Raw genomic sequence first — 16,651 nt, 5'->3', positions numbered from 1 at the left:
TAAAATAAATATTATGGTATATGAATTTGATGGAATATATGGGGCTTTTATCTTAAATAGACTCCTAAAACTTGCATTATTCTTGTGATTTGGGATAAAACTTTATAACTTTGCTGCAATTCAATCAGGCATGATAGATTACGAATCGCTCTATAGATGTTTTCTTGCCGGTCAGATGGTCCCTTTCTACAAGATTATGTATCCGGGATTGTTGACCTTTGCATCGCGTATGCTCGGGGCAAAGATGGCGTTTATGGCGGAGGATGCCGTACAGGATGCAGTGCTTTCGACTTATGAGCACCGTGATGAGATAGAGAGTGCTGTGCACTGGCGATGGTATATGCTTCAGTGTGTGAGGCGCAGGGTTTCTAACCTGTTGCGCCACAGGGGTATTGTCGATGACTATGCCTCGGAGGCACTGAACGATTGCGGAGGGGATGATGTGGAGCACGATTGCTCCTATTGGCTTATGCGCCAGGAGGCTCTCGACACTCTTTTTGCTGCCATAGAGAGATTGCCTGACCAATACAAGGAGATATTCAGGCTGAATTTTGAGCAGGGTCTGAAAAATCAGGAGATTGCCCGAATGCTTGATGTCGCCGAGATCACGGTGAAGAAACGAAAAGCCCGAATGCTTGACCTGCTGCGCGGCTATCTTGGAGCGGATGCCAATACGCTGATTATGCTTTATGTGATGACGAGGGTATCGGATTCGCCGTCGTTATTGATGAGGATTGTCGATGAGATGCGGTCAGGGTGTGAGCTGCTGTGAAAATATAGACAGATCCCCTGTGTCCTGATAGCCAGGACACAGGGGATCTGAGTAAGGTCTGTATTAAGATTAGCTTTCCGGGGAGTGATTACTCCGCGTCGCCATCCTCTTCCTTCATGTTGTGGAACACGTTCTGTACATCCTCGTCGTCCTCAAATTTTTCGAGGAGTTTCTCAAGGGTGACACGCTGCTCGGCGGTGACCTCCTTGAGCTCGTGGGGGATGCGCTCAAACTCGGATGAGATGATCTCAAAGCCGTTGTCCTCAAGGTACTTCTGTATATTGGAGTATTCCTCGAAAGCACCATAGAGCACTACCTGCTCGTCGCCCGACTCCTCGTCAACGATATCCTCAAGTTCGTCCACGCCGTAATCGATAAGCTCAAGTTCGAGGTCTTCGAGTGAGACTCCTTCTTTGGGCTTGATCTTGAATACGCTCTTGTGGTCAAACATGAATGAGAGTGAACCCTGGGTGCCGAGAGTGCCGCCGTGCTTTGTGAAGTAGGAACGCACGTTTGCCACGGTGCGGGTGTTGTTGTCGGTTGCAGCCTCGACCACGATTGCGATACCGAAGGGTCCGTATCCTTCGTAGATGATCTCCTTGTAGTCGCTTGCGTCCTTGTCAGTGGCTTTCTTGATGGCGCGTTCCACTGTGTCCTTTGGCATATTTGCAGCCTTGGCGTTCTGCATGAGAGCACGCAGACGAGGGTTGGTGGAGGGGTCCGGTCCGCCTGCTTTTGCGGCGATGGTGATTTCCTTGCCTATGCGTGTGAATGTGCGGGACATATTGCCCCAGCGTTTGAGCTTGCGGGCTTTGCGGTATTCAAATGCTCTTCCCATTGTAAAGTATTATAGTATAATTTTTTTGATAATTAAGGTCAGTTGAGGCACTCTATCTGAGTTCTGCTCCGAGCTGCTTGGTGAGATTGGTTATCACCTTGCTCATCACAGCTTCGATCTGTTTGTCCTGGAGTGTCTTCTCATCATCCTGAAGTGTGAGGGTGATGGCATAGGACTTTTTGCCTTCCGGGAGATTCTTCCCTTCGTAAACGTCGAATAGAGAGATGTCCTTCAGCAGACGTTTTTCGCTGGCTCGAACTGTGGCTTCGACACGTTCCATAGTGATGTTCTTGTCGAGCAATAGCGCGAGGTCGCGTTTCACGGCCTGGGTCTTCGGCAGTGCGGCGAAAGTCACTTTTTTCTTGACGGAGAGTCCGACAAGGGTGTTCCAGTCAAGCTCGGCATACATGACAGCCTGCTTGATGTCTGCCTTGTTGAGAATCTTCTTGGCGAGGATGCCGAGCGAGCCTATCTGCTTGCCTGAACGAGTGGAGATGTCGAGTCCGGCAGCATAAATCTCGTTGGCTGATGTGGTATATTTTATCTCTGAGGCGGAAATGCCGAGTCGGCGGAGTATGTTGGCTACCACAGCCTTGAGGTCGTAGAATGTTACCTCGGCGGCAGAGCGTGCCCATGATGGCTGACGGAGAAGTCCGCTCATCCATATGCCAAGGCGTGAGTGTTGCCTGTAGGGTGCGAGAACTGCTTCGGGATTGCCTTTGGCTTCCGGGTTGAATATGTATACGTTGCCGAACTCATACATCAGCAGGTCGCTTTCGCGGCGGTTGATGTTGTGGGAGGCTGATTCGAGACCGCCGAACAGGAGTGTCTGGCGCATCACATTGAGGTCGTTGCTCAATGGGTTGAGGAGCCTGACGCAATGGTCCGCCGACATCTGTTCGAGATCGGCGTAGTAGGCTTCGCGTGTCAGGGAATTGTTGAGGATCTCGTTGAAGCCTTCTCCGCACAGCTGCTCGCTGATGAGGTCGCGCAGACTGTTCTCTTCATCCTCGCGGCTCTTGTAGGATAGTGAGGAGTGGACTGTGGAGGAGATTTCCACATTGTTGTAACCGTAGATTCTCAGTATATCCTCGACCACATCGCATGGGCGTGTCACATCGACGCGATAGGTGGGCACCTTGACGGTGACATCCTTCTCGCCGGCAGTCATAATCTCCATCTCAAGGCTCTTGAGGATGGCGATCATGGTGTCGGAGGGGATGTGTTTACCCACAAGCCGGGTGGCGTAATCGAAATCAAGGGTCACTTCTGCCGGCTCGATCACTGAGGGGTATATGTCGATTTCGGGACCTGTGATGGTGCCTCCTGCAAGCTCCTTCACCATAAGGGCGGCGAGGTGGAGCACATAGGTGGTGTTGTTGGGGTCGACACCGCGTTCGAAACGGAAAGAAGAGTCAGTGTTGAGTCCGTGTCGGCGAGCGGTCTTGCGCACCGATGTAGGATTGAAATAAGCACTCTCAAGGAATACAGATGTCGTGGATTCGGTGACACCGGAGTCCAGACCTCCGAACACTCCGGCTATGCACATCGGCTCGCGTGTGTTGCATATCATGAGGTCGCGCGAGTCGAGTGTGTGTTCCACGCCGTCGAGAGTGACGAATTTTGCGCCCTGCTCGGCATTCCTTACAATCACTTCTCCGCCTGCGATCTTATCGACGTCGAAGCAGTGGAGTGGCTGGCCCATTGCATGGAGCAGGTAGTTGGTTATGTCGACGATGTTGTTGATAGGGCGCAACCCTACGGCAGACAGGAGATCCTGGAGCCATTTTGGGGATTCCTTTACTGTGACACCTGTGATGGTGACTCCGCTGTAGCGGGGGCATGCCTCGGTGTTGTCGACTCTTACCTTCACGCCGCCTTCGGGAGCTTCGATTGCGAAGGCTTCCACCGATGGACGTGTGAGATTTCCAGGCTTGGCATGGCATGAGAGCCATGCTCCGAGGTCGCGTGCCACACCATAGTGCGATGCTGCGTCGATACGGTTGGGAGTGAGGTCCACTTCAAGCACATAGTCGGATGTGAGTCCGAAGTACTCGGCGGCAGGAGTGCCGGGCTTGACATCCTCGGCTATAACGATGATGCCGTCATGGGAGTTGCCTACGCCTATCTCGTCCTCGGCACATATCATGCCGAAGGATTCCACACCGCGTATTTTGGATTTCTTTATCTGGAATTCCTCTCCCTCCGCTCCGTAGAGCGTGGTGCCTACTGTGGCGACCACTACTGTCTGACCTGCTGCGACATTGGGCGCGCCGCACACTATCTGTGTGGCTTCGCCGTCGCCGAGGTCAACGGTTGTGATGTGTAGATGGTCGCTGTTGGGATGCTCCACACATGTGAGCACTTTGCCTATGACTATTCCGCGCAGACCTCCGCGGATGGATTCGACCTCCTCGACACTGCCGGTCTCAAGTCCGGTCGAGGTCAGTGCTGCCGCAACTTCGTCAGGTGTGAGGTCAAAATCGATGTATTTTTTAAGCCAATTGTAGGAAATATTCATAAAAGAATGCTTTTTCAATCGGCAAAGGTACAAATTTAAGTGCAATATCTCACTATCTCAAACCATTAAAACAGATAATTTTTTTGTTGTCAAGCAGACGATTGGCGAAATAATCAGAATATCGGAGCATTCTTTCTCCCGGATAGTGCCGGTGCAACTTTTTGTCGCGGATATTGGTTATTATGGATAATGGGCTTGGAGTATAAGCAAAATTTTGATAAATTTGGCAATGACAAGCTGAAGTGTCACATTCATTCATCAGGTTATAGTTATGAAACTCTACTGTGTCAATCTTAAGGAATATGTCCCCTTTGAAGGAGGGGAGACGTTGCAGAGTGTGGTGGGGCGTCTTGCCGGACGCCTTGGTTTCACTCCGTTGTGTGCCCGCGTAAATAACAAGGAGGAGGGCTTGTCGTTCCCCCTCTATGCTCCGAAGCAGGTAGAGTTTGTCCCTGTGGGTGATGCCGCCGGGCAGCGTTGCTATATACGTTCGCTCTGCATGGTGCTATACCGTGCGGTGACGCGTGTGGCCCCCGGTGCACGGCTTGAGATATGCAACGCCGTGTCGGGAGGATACTATGTGCGTATCACGGAAATCGATCTTGACAGGGAGATGGCAGCACGCGACATTGCTTCGGAGATGCGCCGTCTGATAGCCGCCGACCTCCCCATCGAGCGCAAGGAGAAGCCTACAGCCGAGGTGATAGATATGTTCCGTGAACAGGGGCTGTATGCCAAGGTGGCACTGCTTGAGTCGCTCCACGAGCTATATACAATATATTACCGCCTTGACGGACTGGCTGATACCACTCTGTCGCCATTGGTGCCGCGTACAGGGCTTCTGGGTGAGTTTGGGTTTGTGCCTTATGAGGAGGGTTTCCTGCTTCTTGGATGTGACCCTTCGGATGCGGGATGCCCTGCCAAGGAGAGGTATCAGCCCAAACTGTTCCGCGCATTCCAGGCATATCAGGAGTTTAACCGTATCATAGGTATAAGTAATGCCGGTTCGCTTAACCGAGCTGTGGAGAGCGGGGAGTCTGGCATGATGATCAATGTGGCAGAGGCACTTCACACCAAACATATACGCGGGATAGCCCAGACAATCACTGACCGTCACAGGGCAGGGGGAGCCAAGGTAGTGCTCATAGCCGGACCTTCCTCTTCGGGCAAGACCACTTTCACCAAGAGGCTCGCCATAGAGCTGCTCACCAATCTGCTGCGACCTGTGATGATCTCGCTTGATGATTATTTTGTGGACCGTCATCTCACTCCGAGGGACGAGACCGGCGACTATGATTACGAATCCCTTATGGCTCTTGATCTGGAGCTGTTCAACGAGCATCTGTGTGCCCTCATAAAAGGTGATGAGGTGGAGATCCCCACATACAATTTTGAAAAAGGTATACGTGAGTTCAAAGGTAAGAGGATATCGCTTCCTGCTGACGGTGTCCTGCTTATTGAGGGGATACACGGGCTTAATCCGGAACTGACAAGTGCGGTGGCTGACGAGATGAAGTACAGGGTGTACGTCTCCGCGCTTTCCACCATCTCCATTGATGACCATAACTGGGTGTCGACCACCGACAACCGTCTGCTCCGCCGCATAATCCGAGACTATAAGTATCGCGGCACTTCCGCCATGTCGACCATACGCCGCTGGCCGAGTGTGCGCCGCGGTGAGGAGAGATGGATATTCCCTTATCAGGAAAATGCTGATTCGATGTTCAATTCATCGTTCATATTTGAGCTTAGTGTGATGCGCGATGAGGCTGAGCGGGTGTTGCGTACAGTGCCCCGCGATGTGCCTGAATATGCACAGGCTCACCGCCTGAGGCATTTCCTTGGCTATTTTGCTTCGGTCTCGTCGAGGCTTATCCCGCCCACTTCGCTTATTCGAGAGTTCCTTGGCGGCTCCTCGTTCAAGTATTGAATGCAACCTTTTAGGACTATAGGGCCAAAGAGCTATAGGATAATATTAAAAGACAGGAGAACAGGAGAACTTTTTTCAGACCAGGATATGAGCCGGAATATAGATTAAAACTATAGGTCTCTGGTTCTCTGGTCTGAAAAAAGTTCTCCTGTTCTCCTGTCTTTTAATAATATAATCCTATGGTCCTAAGACTTTCTGGTCCCATAGTCATTTTTTTCGGGGGACGTATTTGGCAGGATAGTCGCAACGCACACGGCCGGTGAGTATGCCGTTGAGTTTGCTCTTTATGAGCTGGCGGCGTATCATGGATATATGGTCGATGTAGAGTTTTCCTTCGAGGTGGTCGCATTCGTGCTGTACTATGCGGGCAAGGAATCCTGAGATCTCCTCTTCATGAGGCTGGAAATTCTCGTCCACCCAGCGCAGGCGTATATGTTCCACACGCGGCACGTTCTCTGACAGGCCCGGAAGGCTGAGGCATCCTTCAGCCCGGGTCACGGTGTCGCCGTCGAGCACTTCCACTTCGGGGTTGATGAGAGTGAATCTACGCCCTTCGCATTCCGGGAAAGAATCTTTTACGGGGTCGGCATCTATTACCACTATGCGTTCAGCAAGACCTATCTGCGGTCCGGCAAGGCCTACGCCTTCGCTGTCGTACATTGTGGCATACATGTTTTCGATAAGTTCTTTTAGACCTTCTCGGTCGGGAGCTATGTCGGAGCAGCTCTTGCGTAGCACAGGGTGTCCGTAAAGATATACTGGGAGGCGCATTGCTTTTTCTGCCTGTCAGGCAGCGGTGTTATTGGGTTTATAAGTTCTTGATCTTTGTGTCGGTTGTTATGGGCGGGGGCTCTGTCACATCTCCGTTTTTATATGACGGCTGATGATGACAGGTAGGAATTCAGGATTATCACTGCCGCCATGCGGTCGATGGCTCCCTTGTCGCGCCTGTCACTCTTCTTGACCCCTGCGTCGAGCATGGCACGATGGGCGAGGGTGGAGGTGAAACGTTCGTCCCACATTGTAAATTTCATTCCTGGGAATTCTTTGCGCAGACGTCCCATTGCCGGGGTGATGTAGCGCATGGAGTCGGACGGCTCGCCACGCATGGTGGTGGGAAGCCCGACCACAATCTCGTCGACCACTTCGCGTGACATGTATTCCTTGATGAAGGACACAAGTTCAACTGGGGGGATTGTGGCAAGTGCTGTGGCTACTATGCGCAACGGATCGGTCACTGCAAGCCCGCAGCGACGTCGACCGTAATCTATGGCAAGTATCCGTCCCATTTTTTTACGTCCGCAAAATTACGCAAATAATTTAATCTTAGCAAACTTGATATCATATGGTTGTTGAGGCTGTTGTGCATATGATGCCATTGGGATAACAGATTTTAACTCGCTATCCGCAATATGTGGTCTTTAGGCTTATCAGAAATCATAGTAAATCGAGAATAATATTTAAAAATGTCAGTAGAGTTAAAAATCCTTATCAATGTGTAATTGAAATTTCAATTTTAGCCTATAATTTGTTAACTTTGTATCCAAATTGCGAAATTTAATTCATAATATGGCAAAAGTTACAAAGCAGATGGCGTTGGATTATCACAAGTATCCGCGCCCCGGCAAAATAGAAGTTATACCTACCAAGCCTTATGCCACACAGGCTGACCTTGCTCTCGCTTACTCTCCCGGCGTGGCTTATCCTTGTCTTGAAATACAGGAAGCTCCTGAGAAAGCTTATGATTATACCGACAAGGGGAATCTTGTAGCTGTTATCTCCAACGGCACTGCTGTGCTCGGTCTCGGTGACATCGGTGCGCTTGCAGGAAAGCCTGTGATGGAGGGAAAGGCTCTGCTTTTCAAGATTTTCGCCGGACTTGACTGCTACGACATAGAGGTTGACGAGAAGGACCCTGAGAAATTCATCTCAATAGTCAAGGCTCTCGGACCTACTTTCGGAGGTATCAATCTTGAGGATATAAAAGCTCCCGAATGTTTTGAAATAGAGACCCGGCTTAAGGCGGAAATGGACATTCCGGTGATGCACGACGACCAGCATGGCACAGCCATAATATCGGCGGCAGGTCTTCTAAATGCCCTTGAGATACAGGGGAAGCGTATAGAGGATGTGAAGCTTGTGGTCAATGGGGCCGGAGCGGCTGCGGTGTCATGTACCAAGCTATATATAGCCCTTGGTGTTAAGAAGGAGAATGTGGTGATGTGCGACAGCAAAGGGGTGATCTCCGACAAGCGCACTGACCTCAATCCCCAGAAGGCCTTCTTCGCCACTTCACGGCCTCTTAGCTCTCTCGCTGAGGCTATGAAGGATGCCGATGTGTTCCTCGGGCTTTCGGTTAAGGATGTAGTGACACCTGAGATGGTGAAGTCGATGGCACCGCGCCCTATAGTGTTTGCACTTGCCAATCCTGATCCCGAGATAGCCTATGAGGTGGCAACCTCTGTACGTCCGGATATCATCATGGCTACAGGACGTTCCGATTACCCCAATCAGATCAACAATGTGCTCGGGTTCCCATATATATTCCGCGGCGCGCTTGACTGCGGTGCGACTGAGATAAACGAGACAATGAAGATCTATGCTGTGCGTGCCATTGCCGAGATAGCTAAGCTGCCTGTGCCTCAGGTGGTGAATGCCGCCTATGGCCGTGCCAATCTGAAATTCGGTCGCGAATATATAATCCCCACTCCTTTCGATCCCCGCCTTCTCACAGCGGTGAGTCCTGCCGTGGCACGCGGTGCGATGGAGAGCGGAGTGGCGCGTCGTCCTATCGGTGATTGGGCTGCCTACGATGAGAAACTTCTGCGCCTAAAGGGCAACGACCGCAAGTTTACCCGCCGGCTCAATGAGGCTGCACGCTGCAATCCCAAGCGTGTGGTGTTTGCCGAAGCCAATACTGACAATATGCTCCGGGCCGCAACTATCGCCGCTGCCGACGGTCTCTGCATACCTATCCTGCTTGGCAATGAGGAGATGATCGAGAAGCGTGCTGTGCGTCTGGGACTTGATATCTCAGGTATAGAAATAGTCAATCTTCGCCATGACCGTGAGGCTGCACGAAGAGAGAAGTATGCCGAGAAGCTTTCAGAGAAGCGTCAGCGTCAGGGCGAGAATTTCGAGAGTGCGCTCGACAAGATGTTTGACCGCAACTATTTCGGCATGATGATGGTGGAGAACGGCGATGCCGACGCTTTCATTGCCGGTACACGTGCCGCCAACAATAAGACCGGAATAATAGCCCGCGAGGTGATAGGCATGAAGGATGGCATAAGCCATTTTGCCACAATGCATGTGCTTGAGACCACAAAGGGGACTTACTTCCTTGCCGACACCATGATAAACGGAAATGCCGATGAGGAGACCCTTATGGATATCACGCGTCTCACAGCCGATGCAGTGAAGTTCTTTGCACACGATCCTGTGATGGCTATGGTATCGTACTCCAATTTCGGTTCCAACGAGGAGCCTGAGTGCACCAAGGTCCACAAGGTGGTTGAGCGTATGCATGAGGAGTTTCCCGAACTGCCTATTGACGGTGAGATGCAGATCAACTATGCTCTCAACAGTGCTGTCCGCGACAAGGTGTTCCCGTTCAATAAGCTAATGGGCAAGGAGGTCAACACTTTGGTGTTCCCCAATCTATCGGCAGCCAATGCTGCTTACCGTCTGATGCTTGAGATGGGGGTAGGCGAGTCAATCGGTCCTATCCAGATGGGTCTCAAAAAGCCTGTACACTTTATAAATGTGGATGCCGATGTGCGCGATATCCTTAATCTTATTGCTGTAGCTGTTCTCGACGCTGCCGTGCTTGACAATAAATGTTGAATTAAGGGACAGCTATAGGATAATTTAAAAGACAAGAGAACAGGAGAACTTTTTGACCAGAGAACCAGAGGACTATAGTTTTTTAATCTATATTACGGTTCACATTTTGGTCTATAAAAAAGTTCTCCTGTTCTCTTGTCTTTTAAATTATCCTATAGCTCTCTGGACCTTTGGTCTTTTTGCCCTATGGTCCTATGGACCAAAAAACCGGAGGAGCCTAACCTTTTTGGAAGAGTTTGTTGACAGCAAGCTTGAAGTCGGCGAGCATAGCTGATGCCGGGGTTATGATGGGTTTGAAAGCCTGCTGAGACTCAGGGGCGAACACTTTGAGCTTACGGTGGTGACAACTGATCTCAAGATGACTGTCAAGTACCAATGGCTCGCCGTCAAGATGTGCAGCACCGTCGTGAGTGCGCTCTATTGTGATTGCCGGGGTGCGGAAGGTGTGGATTAACACATTTTTTTCGATGTTGCCTATTAGCATATCGAATCCTACAAGAGCGGTCGACAGTGTGTTGCCTGCATGGATTATAGTCACGTCAAGCAGACCGTCGTCAATAGTGGCATTTGGAGCTATGTAGGCATTGTTTCCGTATTGGGATGCATTGCACACAGCTACCAGGAACGCTTTTTCTGTGATGCGTCTGCCGTTGGCTGTAATGGTGTACAGTTCCGGCTCGTAGTGGGCGTAGGTCTCGAATGTGCTCTGTATGTAAGTAAGTTTGCCTCGTCTTTTCTTCTCGGCGAAAGCAGCACTTACGGCGGCATCGAATCCAACACCGAAGGTGCAGAAGAATTTTCTGCCGTTCACGGTGGCATAGTCGATGCTGCGTGGCATCTCGTCATGTATCACCTTGACTCCCTCACGTATGTCGATAGGGATTCCGAGATGACGTGCGAGTCCGTTGCCCGAACCGCACGGTATTATGCCGAGGGATGTCTCCGAGCCGCACAAGGCATCGGCGGTCTCGTTGATAGTGCCGTCGCCCCCGGCTGCGAACACCGCATCGTAGCCCATCTCGACAGCTTCTGCCGCAAGCCGTGTGGCATCGCCGTGACACTGCGTGTAGGTGACCTCGATTTCCCATCCGCATGATGAGAGAGCGTCGGTCACGTAACGGTCAAGCCCTGCTTTGCTCGCAGTTCCGGATATGGGATTTATGATGAGGCGTGCTTTCATTTTGTTATAGGCTGTTTAGATGGTGACACGTCGGGTGGATGTTCCTGCCTTGAGAATATACACCCCGCGGGCTGAAATGCGAAGCCTGTGGGTCCCTGCATCGAGTGTTGCCTCACTGATGAGCTGTCCGAGGATGGTGAACAGCTTTACTGTCACCTTGCGGGGTGTTGCCACATATACGTATCCGTCCTTGACCGATACATCTATGTTGCTGTCACTGTCGCGGCTGTCAGCCGACAGTTCAGGCACGGGCATATCGACACCCTCCCAGCGCGGAGTTGCGCTCGAAGCCGCAATGGCGCAAATGGTTACAACCAATATGGTCAGTAGCTGTCGCATTTCTGTCGCAAATTTACGATTTCTACTCCATTTCCGCAAACATGCTATTATAAAGGCCGGACAAAGGTGTGCTGCTATATGTTGTATAACATACGATGCGTTCTTGTTTTTCATCAACGTTATCCCTAAATTAGCGCACGGTTTTACCGTTTATTTAAGAGAGTGTATAATATTAAATGTTAAGCCGGAGTAGTTGGATTTTTAGTTGAAACGGACCTGGTGATATGCCACATGGCTTTGGCTGTATGGCTTGGTGCAGAGACAGTTTGACAAATTTACAGCAATGAGGCGGACATAACCTAAAATCTATGATGAAAACAAAAAAACTTCTTCTCGGCGACGAGGCTTTGGCATTAGGTGCCATTGACGCCGGCCTATCAGGGGCGTATGCATATCCCGGCACCCCCTCGACTGAAATTCTGGAATTCGTTCAGTCCAATCCGGTCGCTCGCCAGCGTAATATCCATTCGCATTGGTCATCCAACGAAAAGACTGCTGTGGAGGAGGCTCTCGGCATGTCGTTCTGCGGTAAGCGAGCCATTGTCTCCATGAAGCATGTGGGGCTTAATGTGGCTGCCGATCCCTTTGTTAATTCAGCCATGACAGGTGCTAATGGCGGGCTTCTTGTGATAGCCGCCGATGATCCTTCGATGCATTCGTCGCAGAATGAACAGGACTCGCGGTTCTATGCAAAGTTTGCGTTGATGCCTGTCCTTGAGCCGTCCGACCAGCAGGAGGCATATGACATGGCACGCTACGGCTTTGAACTTTCGGAGAGTCTGCGTATTCCGGTGCTTATGCGTCTTGTCACCCGTCTGTCCCATTCACGTGCTGTGGTCGAGGTGGATGATGCTCCCTCCGACGAGATGCCGTTCTCATATCCGGAAAATCCACGGCAGTGGGTGCTCATGCCTGTAAATTCCCGTGAGCGTTATCGCCGTCTGATCGATGACCGTGACAGGATGGAGGAGCTGGCAGTGTCATCGCCCTACAATCGCCTCACTCCGGGGTCCGACCGCCGTATCGGCATCATTGCTTCAGGCATAGGTCATAACTATGTGCGCGAGGTGCTCGGAGCCGACTGTCCGTTCCCGGTGTTGAAGATATCGCAGTATCCTGTGCCCCGAAAGCTCGTGGCTGAACTCGCCTCACAGTGCGACTCGATTCTTGTGGTGGAAGAGGGGCAGCCGTTCATTGAGGACTCTCTGCGCGGGCTCCTTGACTGCGGACCGAAAATCTTCGGCAAGCTTGACCGAATCATACCTATAGATGGAGAGCTTAATCCCGACAGTGTGGCTCGTGCTGTAGCGGCTCTCGCCCCTGACTATAGCCATCTTATACATGAAGAGAAACCGTTTGCCCGCAATGTGGTGGCGCGTCCGCCGGCACTTTGCCAGGGATGCGGACACCGTGACGTGTATGCCGCACTCAACGCCGCCCTCGAAGAGTTCTCTTCGCCCAAGGTGTTCGGCGACATAGGATGTTACACCCTTGGCTGGCTTGCTCCGTTCAATGCCATTGACACCTGTGTCGACATGGGTGCTTCCATCACTATGGCAAAGGGTGCCGCAGATGCCGGTCAGCATCCGGCTGTCGCCATAATAGGCGATTCCACATTCACGCATTCCGGCATGACCGGGCTTCTTGATGCCGTGAACGAGAATACACCTATGACGGTGATAATCTCCGACAATCTCACTACTGGCATGACCGGAGGTCAGGACTCGCAGGGCACCGGCAAGCTTGAGGAGATATGCCTCGGTCTCGGAGTGGACCGTCAGAGGCTCCACACCATCGACTCCCTGCCAAAGACATTTGAGGACATGAAAGCCCTGTTCACCGGCGAATTCGCTCACGAAGGCTTGTCGGTAATCATTGCTCGTCGCGAGTGCATACAGACAGCCCGACGTCATGTGAAAAAAGCAAAATAGATTCCTCCCGATATATTCAATCCCCGTAACAAGACACGTAAACAATGAAATCAGACATAATTCTTGCCGGCGTGGGAGGACAAGGTATCCTCTCGATAGCCACTATACTCGGTGATGCAGCCCTCAGGCTCAATCTTCATCTGAAGCAGGCTGAGGTTCACGGCATGAGCCAACGTGGAGGTGATGTGATGTCGTGCCTCCGGCTCAGTTCCGACCCCATAGCTTCCGATCTTATACCATCCGGTAAAGTGGACCTGGTGATTTCGCTCGAACCTATGGAGGCTCTGCGCTATGTGCATCTGCTCGCGCCCGGAGGCAGGGTGATAACATCCACCGATCCGTTTGTCAATATCACCAATTATCCTGAGCTTGAGGCTGTGCTTTCCGAACTCACAGCTGTGCCAGGCACTGTCACCATTGCAGCCGAGGCTATAGCTAAGGAGGTGGCATCGCCGCGTTCTTCCAATATGGCTCTTCTCGGAGCTGCGGCTCCATATATAGGTCTGCCCGCCGAGGTGCTTGAAGAGAGCATACGCACTATATTCATGGCTAAAGGTGAAAAAATTGTCGAAAACAATCTCGCTGCATTCCGTGCCGGTATGGAGCAGGGTAAATAGATTCAAGATATGGAACCTGTATCAACCGACTTTCTGAATGCCGAGATGTCGGCGATGAATATAACCGACATTTCTTCAGCCACCATACGTCAGATACTCGCTCTTGCCAACCGTCTTGAAGCACGCCTGGGGGATCCGTTCGTGCATCTTGAGATGGGCAATCCCGGACTACCTGCCTCGCAGATAGGTATAGAGGCAGAGCATGCCGCACTTCTTCAGGGTATAGCCAACCAATATCCCAACATCTCCGGCATCAAGCCGCTTAAGGAGAATGCCTCGGACTTTTTGAAAGCATTTCTCGATATAGATATTCCCGGACGTTGCATTGTGCCCACTGTAGGCTCCATGCAGGCGACTTTCACTCTGTTCCTGCTGCTCGCTCAGCGTATACCTGGCAAAGACACTATCCTGTTCCTTGATCCGGGTTTCCCCGCACAGCATCATCAGGCAAAACTGCTTGGCATAAAGCAGGAGTCGGTCGACATATACGATTGCCGTGGCGAGGCTCTTGAGGCGCGCCTTGAACCGTTGCTTGCCAAAGGTAACATCACGGCGATAGTGTACAGCAACCCCAATAATCCGGCATGGTTCAATCTAACTGACACCGAGTACAAGGTGCTGGCGCGCCTTGCCGAGAAACATGATGTGGTTATCGTTGAGGACCATGCATATCTCGGCATGGATTTCCGTGTGCGTTACGGAGTGCCTTACACAGAGCCTTTTGTCCCGACGGTGGCTAAATACACTTCCCGCTGTCTGCTCCTTGTGTCTGCTTCTAAGATATTCAGCTATGCCGGACAGCGTATCGCAGTGGTGTGTATGCCACCTGAACTGTATGACCGTTGCTATGATTATCTGGAGAGATTCTATGAGATGCCAGCTTTCGGTGATGCCTACATTTTCGGAGTGTTGTACTGTGCGTCGTCGGGTGTCGCCCACTCGGTGCAATATGGCTTTGCGGAGATGCTTAGAGCTGCTGTCGATGGAAGGCTTGACTTCGTTAAAGAGGCGCAGGAATATGGACGGCGTGCCGCTCTGGCAAAGAAAGCTTTCACCGACAATGGTTTCCATATAGTGTATGACGTTGACGGTGACCGTCCCATTTCCGATGGTTTCTTCTTTACGGTAGGATATCCGGGTTTCACCGGGTCGGATCTACAGAGGGAACTTATGCGCTACGGAGTGTCGACCATCTCGCTACCCTCTACCGGCAGCCGTCAGGAGGGTCTGAGGGTGTGTGTGTCGATGCTCAATGATCCCGACACATTTTCACGCCTTGAGGAGCGTCTTGCAGCATTCCATAAAAATCATCCCGCATAATCCAGCCATTTATTGCAATGCAAAATATTCCCAATCTTATGTCGGCAGACGATGCCGCAAAACTCATAAAGAGCGGAGACCATGTGTTTATACAAGGTAGCACATCGGTTCCCGAGACACTTGTGGATGCGATGACCCGCCGGGGCGACGAGCTTCGAGGCGTGGTTCTGTACTCCGGATTCTCTGTGTCGAATCGTGAGGCTCCGTATTGCAAGCCTGAGTATAAGGATTCCTTTCTTGTCGACACTTGCTTCGTGTCGTCCAATGTGCGACGCTGGATTGCTGACGGCTACGGAGCCACAACTCCTCGTTTCCTCGGGGAAGTGCCCGCTCTTTTTCGTGACGGCACCTGGCGTGTGGATGTGTGCCTGCTCAACTGTTCCATGCCCGACAAGGATGGCTATGTGAGTTTCGGAGTGTCCGCCGACCTGGCATTCTCTGCGTCGGAATGCGCCCGCGTGGTAATAGCTCAGCTCAATCCTCACATGCCGTTCAGTTACGGTGACCCTGTCATACATGTGTCGCGTCTTGATGCGGCTGTGCTCGTGGATGATCCGTTGGTAGAAGTCCCCACTCCCGAGCCGGGACCTGTGGAGACTGCCATTGGAGAAGCCATTGCGGCACTCATTCCCGACGGAGCCACTTTGCAGATCGGAGTAGGGGGGATACCTAATGCAGTCATACGTGCTCTCTCCGGTCATCGCCATCTCGGTCTGCACACCGAAGCGATGACCGATGGAGTGCTCCCATTGATAGAGTCGGGCGTGATCGACAATTCTCTCAAGCGTGTTATGCCCGGCAAATCGGTGGCATGTCTCGCTCTCGGATCACGCGGGCTGTACGATCTTATGGATTATAATAAGGATATGGTGTTCAAGGATGTGGCTTGGACTAACGATCCGTTCGTCATAGCGCAGAACCCCAAGGTGATGGCTATCAATTCGTGCCTTGAGATAGACCTTACAGGTCAGATATGTGCCGAATCGATAGGCACACGCATCTTCTCAGGCATAGGCGGACAGCATGATTTCGTTTATGGGGCATCGCGCAGCGAAGGCGGGTGTTCGTTCCTTGCCATGACATCCACCACAACGAAAGGTATGGGCAAGATCAAGCCTGTGCTCACTCAGGGTGCAGGCGTGGCCACAACTCGTTTCCAGGGCAACTATGTGGTGACTGAGCATGGTGCCGTGGATCTGCGTGGTCGCAATCTTCCTGAACGGGCCCGGCTGCTCATATCAATCGCCAATCCCGATGACCGTGAGGCTCTTGACCGCGCGGCATTTGAGCGGTTCGGTTATTCTTATTCACGGTTGAAGTAATCTATTATAAATAATAATGTTAAACAGGATGTGCC

Annotated in this window: 13 protein-coding genes; 7 read left to right on the top strand and 6 right to left on the bottom strand. The window is 51.6% G+C overall.

What is annotated here, in order from left to right; translation table 11 throughout:
* The first annotated feature begins 130 nt into the window (after positions 1-130).
* Positions 131-772 (top strand): sigma-70 family RNA polymerase sigma factor, encoded by a 642-nt coding sequence (locus EZ315_RS04520; RefSeq protein WP_135470983.1) that lies wholly within the window; start codon positions 131-133, stop codon positions 770-772.
* An 88-nt stretch (positions 773-860) separates the two neighbouring features.
* On the opposite strand, the gene EZ315_RS04515 is transcribed toward EZ315_RS04520, so the two are convergent.
* Both EZ315_RS04515 and pheT read right to left on the bottom strand, forming a co-directional pair.
* On the bottom strand, positions 861-1,610 hold the full coding sequence (locus EZ315_RS04515; RefSeq protein ID WP_135470982.1) for a YebC/PmpR family DNA-binding transcriptional regulator: 750 nt from the start codon (positions 1,608-1,610) through the stop codon (positions 861-863).
* A 52-nt stretch (positions 1,611-1,662) separates the two neighbouring features.
* Positions 1,663-4,131, bottom strand: coding sequence for a phenylalanine--tRNA ligase subunit beta (gene pheT, locus EZ315_RS04510; protein WP_135470980.1), 2,469 nt, complete (start codon positions 4,129-4,131; stop codon positions 1,663-1,665).
* 271 nt (positions 4,132-4,402) lie between these two features.
* Between pheT and EZ315_RS04505 the strand changes: the two genes are divergently transcribed.
* A complete protein-coding gene (locus EZ315_RS04505) occupies positions 4,403-6,061 on the top strand; it encodes a nucleoside kinase (RefSeq protein WP_201757132.1) in 1,659 nt (552 codons plus the stop codon).
* A 207-nt stretch (positions 6,062-6,268) separates the two neighbouring features.
* Here the strand turns inward: EZ315_RS04505 and def are convergent, their stop codons facing one another.
* The gene (gene def, locus EZ315_RS04500) at positions 6,269-6,832 is read right to left on the bottom strand and encodes a peptide deformylase (RefSeq protein WP_135470976.1); all 564 of its coding nucleotides are present in this window, start codon (positions 6,830-6,832) and stop codon (positions 6,269-6,271) included.
* A 98-nt stretch (positions 6,833-6,930) separates the two neighbouring features.
* Positions 6,931-7,350, bottom strand: coding sequence for a Holliday junction resolvase RuvX (gene ruvX / locus EZ315_RS04495; RefSeq protein ID WP_135470974.1), 420 nt, complete (start codon positions 7,348-7,350; stop codon positions 6,931-6,933).
* A gap of 280 nt (positions 7,351-7,630) precedes the next feature.
* Between ruvX and EZ315_RS04490 the strand changes: the two genes are divergently transcribed.
* A complete protein-coding gene (locus tag EZ315_RS04490) occupies positions 7,631-9,907 on the top strand; it encodes an NADP-dependent malic enzyme (protein ID WP_135470973.1) in 2,277 nt (758 codons plus the stop codon).
* Between the two features lie 217 nt (positions 9,908-10,124).
* Here EZ315_RS04490 and EZ315_RS04485 read toward each other — a convergent pair whose 3' ends face one another.
* Together EZ315_RS04485 and EZ315_RS04480 are read right to left on the bottom strand one after the other, a co-directional pair.
* Complete coding sequence (locus EZ315_RS04485) at positions 10,125-11,087, bottom strand: diacylglycerol/lipid kinase family protein (RefSeq protein ID WP_135470971.1); 963 nt, start codon at positions 11,085-11,087, stop codon at positions 10,125-10,127.
* A 15-nt stretch (positions 11,088-11,102) separates the two neighbouring features.
* Positions 11,103-11,426: a T9SS type A sorting domain-containing protein gene (locus EZ315_RS04480; protein WP_135470970.1), complete on the bottom strand. Its 324-nt coding sequence runs from the start codon at positions 11,424-11,426 to the stop codon at positions 11,103-11,105.
* Positions 11,427-11,737: 311 nt separating this feature from the next.
* On the opposite strand from EZ315_RS04480, the gene EZ315_RS04475 reads away from it, so the two are divergent.
* From EZ315_RS04475 to EZ315_RS04460, 4 genes are read left to right on the top strand one after another with little or no spacing between them, the layout of a single operon-like run.
* Positions 11,738-13,357, top strand: a complete 1,620-nt coding sequence (locus EZ315_RS04475; RefSeq protein WP_135471909.1) for a thiamine pyrophosphate-dependent enzyme — start codon at positions 11,738-11,740, stop codon at positions 13,355-13,357.
* A 44-nt stretch (positions 13,358-13,401) separates the two neighbouring features.
* Positions 13,402-13,974 (top strand): indolepyruvate oxidoreductase subunit beta, encoded by a 573-nt coding sequence (locus EZ315_RS04470; RefSeq protein WP_135470968.1) that lies wholly within the window; start codon positions 13,402-13,404, stop codon positions 13,972-13,974.
* A gap of 9 nt (positions 13,975-13,983) precedes the next feature.
* Positions 13,984-15,294: a pyridoxal phosphate-dependent aminotransferase gene (locus EZ315_RS04465; RefSeq protein ID WP_135470966.1), complete on the top strand. Its 1,311-nt coding sequence runs from the start codon at positions 13,984-13,986 to the stop codon at positions 15,292-15,294.
* A 17-nt stretch (positions 15,295-15,311) separates the two neighbouring features.
* A complete protein-coding gene (locus EZ315_RS04460) occupies positions 15,312-16,616 on the top strand; it encodes an acetyl-CoA hydrolase/transferase family protein (RefSeq protein ID WP_170957459.1) in 1,305 nt (434 codons plus the stop codon).
* Positions 16,617-16,651: the final 35 nt, after the last annotated feature.

Source organism: Duncaniella freteri (assembly GCF_004766125.1).
In the GTDB taxonomy this organism is placed as follows: domain Bacteria; phylum Bacteroidota; class Bacteroidia; order Bacteroidales; family Muribaculaceae; genus Duncaniella; species Duncaniella freteri.
The sequence above is the reverse complement of the archived record's forward strand: the minus strand, read 5'-3'. Positions and strand labels throughout refer to the sequence as shown.

Bases quoted from the DNA above. Each gene is read 5' to 3' on its own strand.
- def (WP_135470976.1), bottom strand. From the start codon at position 6,832: ATGCGCCTCCCAGTATATCTTTACGGACACCCTGTGCTACGCAAGAGC.
- EZ315_RS04515 (WP_135470982.1), bottom strand. From the start codon at position 1,610: ATGGGAAGAGCATTTGAATACCGCAAAGCCCGCAAGCTCAAACGCTGG.
- EZ315_RS04475 (WP_135471909.1), top strand. From the start codon at position 11,738: ATGAAAACAAAAAAACTTCTTCTCGGCGACGAGGCTTTGGCATTAGGT.
- EZ315_RS04485 (WP_135470971.1), bottom strand. From the start codon at position 11,087: ATGAAAGCACGCCTCATCATAAATCCCATATCCGGAACTGCGAGCAAA.
- EZ315_RS04505 (WP_201757132.1), top strand. From the start codon at position 4,403: ATGAAACTCTACTGTGTCAATCTTAAGGAATATGTCCCCTTTGAAGGA.
- EZ315_RS04470 (WP_135470968.1), top strand. From the start codon at position 13,402: ATGAAATCAGACATAATTCTTGCCGGCGTGGGAGGACAAGGTATCCTC.
- ruvX (WP_135470974.1), bottom strand. From the start codon at position 7,350: ATGGGACGGATACTTGCCATAGATTACGGTCGACGTCGCTGCGGGCTT.
- EZ315_RS04480 (WP_135470970.1), bottom strand. From the start codon at position 11,426: ATGCGACAGCTACTGACCATATTGGTTGTAACCATTTGCGCCATTGCG.
- pheT (WP_135470980.1), bottom strand. From the start codon at position 4,131: ATGAATATTTCCTACAATTGGCTTAAAAAATACATCGATTTTGACCTC.
- EZ315_RS04520 (WP_135470983.1), top strand. From the start codon at position 131: ATGATAGATTACGAATCGCTCTATAGATGTTTTCTTGCCGGTCAGATG.
- EZ315_RS04460 (WP_170957459.1), top strand. From the start codon at position 15,312: ATGCAAAATATTCCCAATCTTATGTCGGCAGACGATGCCGCAAAACTC.
- EZ315_RS04465 (WP_135470966.1), top strand. From the start codon at position 13,984: ATGGAACCTGTATCAACCGACTTTCTGAATGCCGAGATGTCGGCGATG.
- EZ315_RS04490 (WP_135470973.1), top strand. From the start codon at position 7,631: ATGGCAAAAGTTACAAAGCAGATGGCGTTGGATTATCACAAGTATCCG.